Annotated in this window: 11 protein-coding genes; 7 read left to right on the forward strand and 4 right to left on the reverse strand. The window is 73.9% G+C overall.

The window, feature by feature from the left end:
• Window positions 1-13: 13 nt before the first annotated feature.
• Complete coding sequence (locus AB0J08_RS17785; RefSeq protein ID WP_360634242.1) at window positions 14-475, forward strand: CinA family protein; 462 nt, start codon at window positions 14-16, stop codon at window positions 473-475.
• Between the two features lie 102 nt (window positions 476-577).
• On the opposite strand, the gene AB0J08_RS17790 is transcribed toward AB0J08_RS17785, so the two are convergent.
• Complete coding sequence (locus AB0J08_RS17790) at window positions 578-943, reverse strand: DUF488 family protein (RefSeq protein ID WP_360634245.1); 366 nt, start codon at window positions 941-943, stop codon at window positions 578-580.
• Window positions 944-1613: 670 nt separating this feature from the next.
• Between AB0J08_RS17790 and AB0J08_RS17795 the strand changes: the two genes are divergently transcribed.
• The 6 genes from AB0J08_RS17795 to AB0J08_RS17820 all read left to right on the forward strand — a co-directional run bounded on the left by AB0J08_RS17795 (window position 1614) and on the right by AB0J08_RS17820 (window position 5233).
• The gene (locus AB0J08_RS17795) at window positions 1614-1805 is read left to right on the forward strand and encodes a hypothetical protein (RefSeq protein ID WP_360634248.1); all 192 of its coding nucleotides are present in this window, start codon (window positions 1614-1616) and stop codon (window positions 1803-1805) included.
• 3 nt (window positions 1806-1808) lie between these two features.
• Window positions 1809-2156 carry a metalloregulator ArsR/SmtB family transcription factor gene (locus AB0J08_RS17800; RefSeq protein ID WP_360634251.1) on the forward strand — a complete coding sequence of 116 codons (348 nt, stop codon included), beginning with the start codon at window positions 1809-1811 and terminating at the stop codon, window positions 2154-2156.
• On the forward strand, window positions 2153-3904 hold the full coding sequence (locus AB0J08_RS17805) for a SulP family inorganic anion transporter (RefSeq protein WP_360634254.1): 1752 nt from the start codon (window positions 2153-2155) through the stop codon (window positions 3902-3904). Before AB0J08_RS17800 ends, AB0J08_RS17805 begins: the two co-directional genes overlap by 4 nt.
• Window positions 3905-4124: 220 nt before the next feature.
• Entirely contained in the window at window positions 4125-4256 is a 132-nt protein-coding gene (locus AB0J08_RS17810) for a DUF6126 family protein (protein ID WP_360634257.1), read from the forward strand.
• 380 nt (window positions 4257-4636) lie between these two features.
• Window positions 4637-4798, forward strand: coding sequence for a hypothetical protein (locus AB0J08_RS17815; protein ID WP_360634260.1), 162 nt, complete (start codon window positions 4637-4639; stop codon window positions 4796-4798).
• Window positions 4799-4852: 54 nt separating this feature from the next.
• Window positions 4853-5233: a metalloregulator ArsR/SmtB family transcription factor gene (locus AB0J08_RS17820; RefSeq protein ID WP_360634263.1), complete on the forward strand. Its 381-nt coding sequence runs from the start codon at window positions 4853-4855 to the stop codon at window positions 5231-5233.
• Window positions 5234-5310: 77 nt separating this feature from the next.
• On the opposite strand, the gene AB0J08_RS17825 is transcribed toward AB0J08_RS17820, so the two are convergent.
• From AB0J08_RS17825 to AB0J08_RS17835, 3 genes are read right to left on the reverse strand one after another with little or no spacing between them, the layout of a single operon-like run.
• Window positions 5311-6111, reverse strand: a complete 801-nt coding sequence (locus tag AB0J08_RS17825; protein ID WP_360634267.1) for a hypothetical protein — start codon at window positions 6109-6111, stop codon at window positions 5311-5313.
• A gap of 26 nt (window positions 6112-6137) precedes the next feature.
• Window positions 6138-8264 carry a protein kinase gene (locus tag AB0J08_RS17830; RefSeq protein ID WP_360634270.1) on the reverse strand — a complete coding sequence of 709 codons (2127 nt, stop codon included), beginning with the start codon at window positions 8262-8264 and terminating at the stop codon, window positions 6138-6140.
• Window positions 8261-10186: a protein kinase gene (locus AB0J08_RS17835; RefSeq protein WP_360634272.1), complete on the reverse strand. Its 1926-nt coding sequence runs from the start codon at window positions 10184-10186 to the stop codon at window positions 8261-8263. Before AB0J08_RS17835 ends, AB0J08_RS17830 begins: the two co-directional genes overlap by 4 nt.
• Window positions 10187-10335: the final 149 nt, after the last annotated feature.

A 10335-nucleotide genomic window follows, 5' to 3' on the forward strand; every position in this document is an offset into this window, starting at 1 on the left:
CAGCCAGGGAAGGGTGGCGCGCGAACTCCACGGGGCGCTCCAGGCCGCCGACAGCACGGTGGCGGTGGCGGAGTCACTCACCGGTGGCCTGCTGGCGTTCACGTTCACGGACGCCCCCGGCGCGAGCGACGTGTTCGTCGGCTCGGTCACGGCCTACACGGACGACGCCAAGCATCGGGCTCTCGGTGTCGAGCGGGCCCTGCTGGAGCGCCACGGCGCGGTGAACGCCGAGGTCGCCCGGCAGATGGCGCAGGGAGTACGGCGGCTCCTGGGCAGCACGTACGCCCTGTCCACCACCGGAGTGGCCGGTCCGCAGCCCCAGGACGGCCGACCGGTCGGCACCGTCTTCATCGCGCTCGCCGACACCCGGGGCACGCAGGTCATCTCGCCGCACCTGGACGGCGACCGGCACAGCATCCAGCGGCAGTGCGTGGCCGAAGCGCTGGGCTTGCTGCAGACCCACCTGCGTCCATAGCCCTGAGCTTGTGGGAGCCGGCCGGGCCGGCCGGTGCCGCGAACCCAGCGCTCGTACCAGGCCCGCGACGGGGATTGCGTCCGCAGCCGGGGCCGGTCCCGGTCAGCGTCCCCTCCCGGCCAGCCATTCGGCGAGTACGGCGGCCTGGCTGTGGTCCGCGTCCTTGGTGGCGGTCAGCAGCGTGAGCTTGTCGGTGGCGGCGAGGTCGCGGAGGTGTCCGGCCGCCTCGCGGTGCCGCGCATCCCGTAGTTCGGCCAGGTAGCGGCGCCGGAACTCGGCGAAGCGCTCCGGGTCGTGGCCGTACCAGCGGCGCAGTTCGCTCGACGGGGCGACGTCGCGCAGCCACTCGTCCAGGTCGGCGTCCTCCTTAGTCATCCCGCGCGGCCAGAGCCGATCGACGAGCACCCGCCGCCCGTCCTGTGGCGAGGCTCCCTCGTAGATCCGCCGGTAGGCGATCCGTGCAGCCATGGGCGGCTTCCTTCCAGGTCAATCGGCTGCGCCGAGCGCCTTCGGCCCGGGGCAGTGCGGGTCGGGGCAGGGCTCGGGCCGCCGGACGCCGGTCCGGTGACCGGCTGGGACGGCGGTCTCGCCGAGAATCCAGCGGCGTGGGTGTCCACAGACCGGGCACGGCTGTGCGAGGGCGCGGGACAAGAAGGGTCCGGACGTGGGCGTGGTGGTCATCGCGGTCACTCCTGACAGCTGGGGCACAGGGGCTCGGCCCGCAACGCCGCGGGCCTCCCACGAGCGCGTCTGCCCGGATCAGGAGGATCCTCACCCGGCTGTGGCTCCGCCGCACAGCCGACTCACGAGGCGGTGCGCGGCCACCGTCCACCGGAGGCCTGCTCGACCGCCCCGGTCCACCGGAGCAGGGCGGCGCACGGGCCGGCGGCGGGCAAGGGCGCCTACCCGGGGCGCCGGGCGTGCCGCCCTGGTGCAGGGCCGCGACCGGTGCGTCACTCACCGCGAAGAGCATCGGCGTCTCGAAGGAGAGGGATCGTGATCGACCCGTTGCGCGCCGAGAGCAGCTTGCCTTGATAAGAAGTTGAAGAATTCTTCACATTCATAGATGCTGCATTCTTGTATCGAGAGGGTCAGTGAGGTCGGCTGCCGCCATGGCGCCCGGCCCGGGAGGGCGACGATGAGCGACGTGTTCGACGAGGAGCTGCGCGAGCAGCTGGCCGAGGCCCGCAGGATGCGTGCCCGAGCACGGGAGGCCGGTGACGAGGACGGCGTCCAGGCCTACGCGGGCCGGGTGACGCAGTTGCTGCGGATCGCCGCGCACTACGGCATCGCCGTGGTGCGCGTGGCGGACGAGGAAGAAGAGGACTGAACGATGGCGGTGCCGCTGTACCAGGCCAAGGCGGAGTTCTTCCGCACCCTCGGCCACCCGGTCCGGATCCGGGTCCTGGAGCTGCTCCAGGACGGCCCGCGCCCGGTGCGCGAACTACTGGCCGCCATCGAGATCGAGCCCTCGAACCTCTCCCAGCAGCTCGCCGTGCTGCGCCGAACCCAGCTGGTCACGGCGACCCGGGAGGGCAACACCGTGGTCTACGCGCTGAGTACGCCGGACGTGGCCGAGCTGCTGCGTGCCGCCCGGCGGATCCTCACCGAGATGATCAACGAGCAGGGGACGCTCCTGGCCGAGCTGCGCGAGCCCGAACGGCAGGCGCACGGCGCATGAGCGGGACTCCCACGGGCTTCACCGCGCCTTCCACGTTCGCGACCCTTGCCCGGCGGGCGGACGCACGGCTGCGCGCGGTGCTGCCGAACCGGGCGACGATGGCGACGTTGGGCCGTTCGCCGCGCAAGGACCTGCTGGCGGGGCTGACGGTGGCGATCGTCGCGCTGCCGCTGGCACTCGGCTTCGGGGTGGCCTCCGGTGCGGGGGCCGAGGCCGGGCTAGCCACCGCGGTGGTGGCCGGCGCGCTGGCCGCGTTCTTCGGCGGCTCCAACCTCCAGGTGTCGGGGCCGACCGGGGCGATGACGGTCGTCCTGGTCCCGATCGTCCACCGGTACGGGACCGCCGGGGTGCTGACGGTCGGGCTGCTGGCCGGGGTACTTCTGGTCGCCGCCGCGCTCGGCGGCGCCGGGCGGTTCATGGCATACGTGCCGGCCCCGGTGGTGGAAGGCTTCACCCTGGGCATCGCCGGGGTGATCGGCCTCCAGCAGGTACCCGCCGCACTCGGGGTGAAGGCCTCCGGCGCGGACAACGTCATGGCCGCCGCCCGGGATGCGCTCGCCGGTTTCGCCCACGACCCGCACCCTGCCGCGCTCGCGCTGTCCGCCGGGGTCGCGGCGGTGATGCTGATCGGCGCCCGGCTGCGCCCGGGCATCCCGTTCTCGCTGATCGCGGTGGTCGCCGCCACCCTGGCCACCAGCCTGGCCGATCTGGACGTGGCCACGATCGGGCACCTGCCCGCCGGGCTGCCCGCCCCCTCCCTCGGCTTCCTGAACCTCGGTGACATCCCGCACCTGGCCACCGCCGCCCTCGCCGTGGCCGCCCTCGCGGCCCTGGAGTCGCTGATGTCGGCCACGGCGGCGGACGCGATGAGCGTCTCGGAGCGGCACGACAGCGACCGTGAACTGTTCGGCCAGGGCATCGCCAACCTGGTCGCCCCGCTGTTCGGCGGCGTCGCCGCGACCGGAGCGATCGCCCGCACCGCCGTCAACGTCCGCTCCGGCGCCGCCTCCCGCCTCGCCGCGCTCGTCCACGCCGCCGTGCTGGCCGTCGTGGTGTTCGCCGCCGCCCCGCTGGTGGCGGGCATCCCGCTGGCCGCGCTCGCCGGGGTGCTGATCGCCACCGCGATCCGGATGGTCGAGGTCGCCTCACTGCGGGCGCTGGCGCGCAGCGGCCGGGGCGAGGCCGCGATCCTCGCCCTGACCGCCGCCGCGACCCTGGCCTTCGACCTGGTCACCGCCGTCATCGTCGGCCTGCTGGTCGCCGGCGCGCTGGCCCTGCGCCAGGTCGCCCGCTCCGCCGCACTCACCAGGGTGCCGCTGCACGAAGGCCTGCCCCCGGCCGACCACCACGCCGAGGAGCAGGCCCTGCTCGCCGAGCACATCGTCGCCTACCGCATCGACGGCCCCGTCTTCTTCGCCGGCGCCCACCGCTTCCTCCTCGAACTCGCCGAGACCACCGACGTCAAGGCCGTCATCCTGCGCCTGTCGGGGGTCAGCGCGATCGACGCCACCGGCGCCCTCGTCCTGGGAGACGCCATCACCAAACTGGAACGGCGCGGCATCCTCGTCCTGGTCTCCGGCGCCCGGGAGGACCACCTGAAGACGCTCGACGCCCTCGGTGTCCTCGATGCCCTGCACACCCGGCACCGGGTGTTCGCCGCAACCCCCGACGCCATCGGCTACGCCAGGCGCCACCTGACGGGCACGCAACCCGCTGCGACAAAGACGACGGAGGCGGGGCGGCCGTGACCCGCCGTCCCGCTCCCGCCACCCCCACCGCCCCGACCGTAGGAGCCACGTTTGCGCTTCGAGATCACCCTCCACGAGGACCACGGAACGCCCCACCCGACCGTCACCTCCGACCTGGCACAGCTACGCGAACACCTCGCCCGCGCGGCCGTCACCGGGCGGCGCCTGCACATCCACCCGCGGCCCCGGCCGGCACCCGCACACACCCCGAGGAGCACAGATGAGCTCGGCCGGCGATGACGAGAAGAAGCGCCGCAAGGCCATGGTGATCCGCGCCTCGATCTACGTCGCCGGCACCCACCTGTTCGCCGGCTTCGTGATCCTGCTCTTCGCCCTCGGCAACCGCCACTGACCACCCCAGCCCGACCGGAACGGGCGGCCGTGGGCCGGGGCGCCCCATTCGCCCCGGCCCACGCCGACGTGGCCGCCCCGGCGTCGGTTCCAGGGCGGCCACGGTGTGACAGGCGCTTCCGGCCCTGCACATTGCAGAGCTTAGCAGTTGCTAATATTGGCAACAGCGAGGAAGGGGATCGGGATGCGTGTTGCAACGCACCGGTGTGCACGGGTGCCGCCTGCTCCGTTCGTGGCGGCGGCGGACGACTTGTGGCGTCCGCCGGCAGCTGGACGGCACCGGCACACACCGGGCGGGTATCCCGGACCCCTGCCCCTGATGGGTCGTCGGGGCCTCGCCGGTGCTCACCGCCACCTCGGGTGTGCTGAGAAGAGGTGGCGGTGAGCATGCAAGGGGAGCTGGAGCGAACCGGTGACATCGGCGTGCTGCGCCTGTCCGGCTTCGTCGGCGAGAACGTGGCGGCCCCGTTGGCCGTGGCCGTCGACCAGAGCGGCGCGCGCCCTCGACCCGCACTGACCAGGGCGCTTTCCCGGCGTTGCTAGAGTCTGAAGCGATGATGACCACCCCACCCACCAGCCGACGGGGGCGGTGACGCCATGACCGGCGAAACTCCGCGACAGCCCTCCGTCACCGCCGTGCCGCTCTACCAGCACAAGGCCGAGTTCTTCAAAACCCTCGGCCACCCCGTGCGCATCCGCGTCTTGGAACTCCTCAGCGAACGCGAGCACGCCGTCGCCGAACTCCTCCCCGAGGTCGGCGTCGAGGCGGCCCACCTGTCCCAGCAACTCGCCATCCTGCGCCGCACCGGCGTCGTCACGTCCCGGCGCGAGGGCGCCTCCGTCCTCTACCGGCTCACCAGCCCCGAGATCGGCGAACTCCTCACCGTCGCCCGCTCCATCCTCACCGCCCTGCTGACCGACCGCGCGGGACTCCTCGAAGACCTGCGCCCCGAAGCGGGCCCCGCGCCACGCGACTGAGCGCCCCCACTGAAACGGCCCTGCGGCGACGGCGAGTCGGTCGGTCGGTCGGTCGAAAAAGGCGACCGGGACGGGGTTCACGACGTGGTGAGCGTGGCAAGGGCGTCCTTGGCACAGGCGATGGCGGCGGCCTCGGCGGTGTCGCTGGGAACGTCCTTGAGGGTCAGGCCGGAGTGGGTGAGCGCAGAGTACCTGACGGTGACGAGCGCATTGCGCTGGACCACCGTGAGGTCGACGTGGCCGAAGCCGCTGTAGGAGGTGTAGAGCAGGGTCGCCTTGTCGCCGAGGCCGGGTACGGCCCGGTCATCGGTGATCTTCGCGCCGGTGGTGGTCGCCATGGTCCGACTGGTGGTCAGCGTCTGCTGGTAGACGCTCTCCGCCAGCGGGGACAGCATGACGCCGACCTGCGCGTCGGCGTAGCCGGAGTCCTTGCTCGTCCAAGCCCCCCTCGACAGGGTCGTACCACCGACGGACGTCGGCGCGGTGCAGGTGGCTCCCTTGACGTAGCGCTCGACCGTCTCCGGGCGCAGCAGCGCGCAGCCGTCGACCAGCGTGGTGTGCGGCGCCGTGGTCGGGGTGGCCGGATCGGAGGAGGACGGCCCGCCGGGGACGGCTGCCGCACTGGTCACCGCGGTGGTCGGCGCGGCGGTCGGTGCCGGGTCGACGAGGTTGGCCACCAGGCTCAGTGCGAGGGCGGCTGCGCCGGCCCCGGCGGTCAGGCCGCCGAGCAGCCAGGTCCACCGCCGGGCGGGGCCGGCGGGGCGCAGGTCCGCCGGGTCGGGGAGGGTGGCCGGAGTGGGCTGCCCCGGCAGGACGCGGGTGGACACGGCGGTCGGCAGCGGCTGCGTCGCGGGCGGGGTGTCCTCGATGTCGGCCATCTCGTGGTGAACCTTTCGGAGGCGGGTCAGCTGCGGGGAAGGTGGTAGGCGGTCAGCGTGGTCCCGTAGCCGACCAGTAGGGCCGAGTCCTGGAGCAGGACCTGCGGATTGCCCGGCTGCCGGGCGAAGGTCTGGTGCCACTGCGGGGTGCCGCCGGCGGCGGTGAGCGCCTGCAGGGTGATCCCGCCGGTGGCGGTGGGTGCGGTGAGGAGGACCAGCGTCCCGGCGGAGCCCCGGACGGTGGCGGCGCCCTGGGCCGACTGCCATGTCCAGGCGGTGCGCCCGGTGCGCAGGTCGGTGCCGGACCCGCCCCGTGGCCCGCCCAGGACGAGCACCCCCGCGGCGTCCGCGCTCCCGTTGGTGGAGCCGCTGTGCCGGCCGCTCCAGAGCCGGGTGCCCTGGGCGGGGTCGAAGGCCGCGGTGTCGACCCGCTCGTCCGAGGCCGTCAGGATTCCGGGCGGCAGGCAGGTGAGCACGCCCTGGTGGAGCGAGAGCGAGCTCTGGTAGCCGGCGAGGGCCATCGTCGCGGAGGCCGGCGGAAGGCCGGAGGGCCGGCTCCAGACGGTGGCGCCGTCCTGGCCGTCCACGGCGGCGAGGGCGAGGTCGGGGGTCAGGGCGTACAGCCGGCTGCCGGTCGGCGGCGCGTACAGGTCCTGGGCGTCGAGCGACCAGCGCTGCCGGCCGGTCGCGCGGTCGAGCGCCGTGTAGCGGAACGCGCCGCTCGTGATCTGGTCCGAGAGGAGCATCACGACCAGCAGGCCCGCCGAGGCCATGCCCTGGAGACGGTAGGAGGTGCCGAGCGCGGCGCCGGTCCAGAGCCGGCCCCCGTCGGTCGCGTCGTAGGCGTGCAACGCGCCGTCCTTGCCGCTGACCAGCAGCAGGCCGGGCATCGGCAGGGTGACGGACTGCGCGCCGGGAACGGTGTCGGGCGAACGCCAGAGCGTCGTGCCGTTGCGGGCGTCGCGCGCCTGCACCATGCCGGCCGAGTCCACGGTCCACACCCGGGTGCCGTCGCCGACCGGGAGGATGCCGGTCTCCGCGGTGCTGCTCCAGAGCGTCCGCCCGTCGGTGCGGTCGTAGCCGACCACGCCGGTGCGGTCCGCGCACACCACCGCCGTCGGTCCGCAGCCGACGGGAGCCATGCCTGCCCGGGGGAGCGTGACCGACCAGTCCGTCGGGGGCGCGCCGCCGGGCGGGCCGGGCCACAGCGCCCGGGCCGCGCCTCCCGTGGCGGCCGTGGCGAGCAGGGCTCCGCCGAGCAGGAGCAGGCGGCGCCGGGTGCCGTTCGGGTCCTTCAGCACCCGGGCCAGGTCCCGCTCGCGTTGGCGCACCGTCCGCTCGGCGCCGCCCATCCAGTCGGTGCCGACCGCCGGACCGTACCGGAAGGCTTCGGCGAGTTCGGCCGGTGCGGGCCGCCGGGCCGGGTCCCGGTCCAGGCAGCGGACCAGCAGCGCCACCAGTTCCGGCGGCACTCCGTCGAGGTCCGGGGGCTCCTCGGCGGACCGGTAGATCAGCACCGCCGCCGGCCCGTCGCCGAAGGGCGGGCGGCCGGTGGCGGCGAAGGCCAGGACGGCGCCGAGCGAGAACAGGTCGCTGGCGGGTGTGAGGTCCTCGCCCGTCGCGTGTTCGGGGGACATGAACCCGGGAGTGCCGATGATCTCGCCGCTCGCGGTGGGCACCGCGTCGGCCATCGGTTTGCTGATGCCGAAGTCGATGACCCTCGGGCCGTCCCGGGTGATCAGGATGTTCGAGGGCTTCAGGTCGCGGTGGATGATCCGGGCCCGGTGGATCGCGGCCAGTGCCTCCACCAGCCCGGCCCCCAGCGTCTGCAGCGCGGGTCCGGTGAGCGGGCCGTGCCGCGCCACGGCCTCGTGCAGCGACGGGCCGGCAGCGAACTCGGTGGCCAGCCATGGGAGTTCAGAATCGGTGTCGGCACCCACCACCGCCGCGGTGTAGGCCCCGTTGACCGCCCTGGCCGCCGACACCTCCTGGGTGAACCTGCGCCGGAAGTCGGCATCGGCCGCGTACTGCTGCTGCACGGTCTTCACCGCGACGGGGCGTCCGCTGTCGGTGGTGGCCAGGTAGACGTCGCCCATGCCGCCCGCGCCGAGCCGTCGCAGGACGCGGTACGGGCCGATGCTCCGCGCGCTCACGCACCACCCGCCCGGAAGGCGCGCAGCGTGGTGGCGGACCCGCAGTAGAGCGTTCCGCCCTCGGCCGCGGTGGTCCAGCGGCCCTCGTCGGAGGGGGCCTTCGCCACCCAGCGGATCGTGCCGTCGGCGGCGTCCAGGACCGCCGCTCCTGACCATCCGTCACGCAGCGGCACGCCGAAGAAGCCGTCTCCGGCCGACGGCGCCTGGTAGTCCACGCCCGTACCCGCCCCGGTCGTCGCCCCCACGGTGGTGTGCCACAACCCCTTGCCGGTCGTGACGTCCAGGCAGTACGCGGCGCCCTGGGCCCCGGAGAGCAGCAGCCGGCCGGCCCCGAGCGCGCAGCCGAAGACCGCCTGCGGAACGGCGGGAGCCGCCCAGCGCTGCTGCCCGGTGGCCGGGTCCAGGGCGGCGACCGCGACGCCGCTGACGAGCAGCAGCAGTTCACCGGTGCGCAGCAACCGCACGGGTAGCCCGGTGCCCCCTGGCGTGAGGCCGGTGACCTGCCAGTGGGACGCACCGGTGCGCAGGTCCACCGCGTGGAGGACGCCGCTGTCCTCGTAGTAGCAGCGGCCGTCGGCGACCAGGCCCATCGAGCTGCCGGAACCGCCCTGCGCGTTCTCCATGTCGCGGGCCGAGAACACCGCCAGGTTCTGGGTGATCTCCTGCTGCCACAGCACCGCCCCACTGCTCAGCTCCACCCCGGCCACGACCCCGCCTGCACCTGCGCCGACGGAGGTCTGCCGGGCGAGCACCACCGTCCGGCTGTCCGCGCCGAAGACCATCAGGCTCATCGCGGCTGCGGTGCGCTGCTCGGCGGGCACGGCGAGCGGGCCCTGGTGGCTCTCGCCCCCGGTGTTCAGCCACACCAGGTCCGCGAAGCCCGGGGACGTTCCGTAGATCAGGTCGTTCTGCACCTGGAAGAACTGCACGTCCTGCCGGGACCAGACCTGACGCCCCGTCGCCCCGTCGAAGCCGACCGCGCCCTGCCCCTGGCTCCACCACACCGGGGTGGCACCGAGCAAGGACAGTTGGTGACCGACCGTCACACCGCTGATCGGAGTGCTCCACAGTGGCGCCGGGGCGGCGGGCGGCGGACCGGAACCTGCCGCCGTGGCTCCCCACGCGTCCACGGCTCTGCCCACCGTCGCCGCGCCACCGGCCGGCCGGGCGCGACGGGTGAGCAGCAGCGGTACGCCGACGACGGCGGCCACGCCCGCGCCGAGCCCGGTGCCGAGCCCGAACAGGCCGCGGCGGCTGAGCGACTGCCATGTCCGCACCGGCAGCGCGGGCGGATCGGCCTGCGGCGCGCCCATGTCGACCTCGGCCTGCCGCTCCCGGGTGTCGAGGTCGGCGAGCAGCCACGGGCTCAGCAGCGCCGCCGGATCGGCCGGGGCCAGTACGCCCAGCACGGTTGTCGCGGTGGGCCGCCGGGCCGGGTCCTTGACCAGGCAGGAGGCCACCAGCGGGAGCAGTGTGGCGGGCACTCCGGAGAGGTCCGGCTCCTCGTACACGACCCGCCGGTTGACCTGTGCGGGCTCACCGCCGCCGAACGGCGTGCGGCCGGTGAGTGCGTACACCAGCAGGCAGCCGAGCGAGAACACGTCGGCCGCGCCGGTGGTGGCGGAGTCGGCGACGATGCGCTCGGGTGCGACGTAGCCGGGTGTGCCGCACACCCTGCCGGTCCGGGTCAGGTGCGCGGCGTCGAAGGCGCGGCTGATCCCGAAGTCGATGACACGCGGACCGTCCCGCGCGATGAGCACATTGCCCGGTTTGAGGTCACGGTGCACCACCCCCGCCGCGTGGATCGCGGCCAACGCCTCGGCGAGGGCGGCTCCCAGGGCCCGTGCTCCCGCCTCGCCGAGGGTGCCGAACCGCAGGATCACCTCGCCGAGGTCCGGCGCGGGCAAGTAGGACGTGGCCATCCAGGGCCGACGGCCACGCGGTTCCGCGTCCACCACGGGCGGCGTGTGAAAACCCAAGACCAGGAAGTTAAGCCGCTGCGGCGTTCGTCAACACGCTGTCCGAGGCCCGGGTGATGGTCACGGTCGTCGTGGTGTGCCGTTTTCGGCGG

The sequence above is a fragment of the Kitasatospora sp. NPDC050463 genome, from assembly GCF_040655255.1.
In the GTDB taxonomy this organism is placed as follows: domain Bacteria; phylum Actinomycetota; class Actinomycetes; order Streptomycetales; family Streptomycetaceae; genus Kitasatospora.

Excerpts from the sequence above, each read along its gene's own strand:
- AB0J08_RS17835 (WP_360634272.1), bottom strand. The coding sequence starts at position 10,186 with ATGGCCACGTCCTACTTGCCCGCGCCGGACCTCGGCGAGGTGATCCTG.
- AB0J08_RS17810 (WP_360634257.1), top strand. The coding sequence starts at position 4,125 with ATGAGCTCGGCCGGCGATGACGAGAAGAAGCGCCGCAAGGCCATGGTG.
- AB0J08_RS17790 (WP_360634245.1), bottom strand. The coding sequence starts at position 943 with ATGGCTGCACGGATCGCCTACCGGCGGATCTACGAGGGAGCCTCGCCA.
- AB0J08_RS17805 (WP_360634254.1), top strand. The coding sequence starts at position 2,153 with ATGAGCGGGACTCCCACGGGCTTCACCGCGCCTTCCACGTTCGCGACC.
- AB0J08_RS17820 (WP_360634263.1), top strand. The coding sequence starts at position 4,853 with ATGACCGGCGAAACTCCGCGACAGCCCTCCGTCACCGCCGTGCCGCTC.
- AB0J08_RS17795 (WP_360634248.1), top strand. The coding sequence starts at position 1,614 with ATGAGCGACGTGTTCGACGAGGAGCTGCGCGAGCAGCTGGCCGAGGCC.
- AB0J08_RS17825 (WP_360634267.1), bottom strand. The coding sequence starts at position 6,111 with ATGGCCGACATCGAGGACACCCCGCCCGCGACGCAGCCGCTGCCGACC.
- AB0J08_RS17800 (WP_360634251.1), top strand. The coding sequence starts at position 1,809 with ATGGCGGTGCCGCTGTACCAGGCCAAGGCGGAGTTCTTCCGCACCCTC.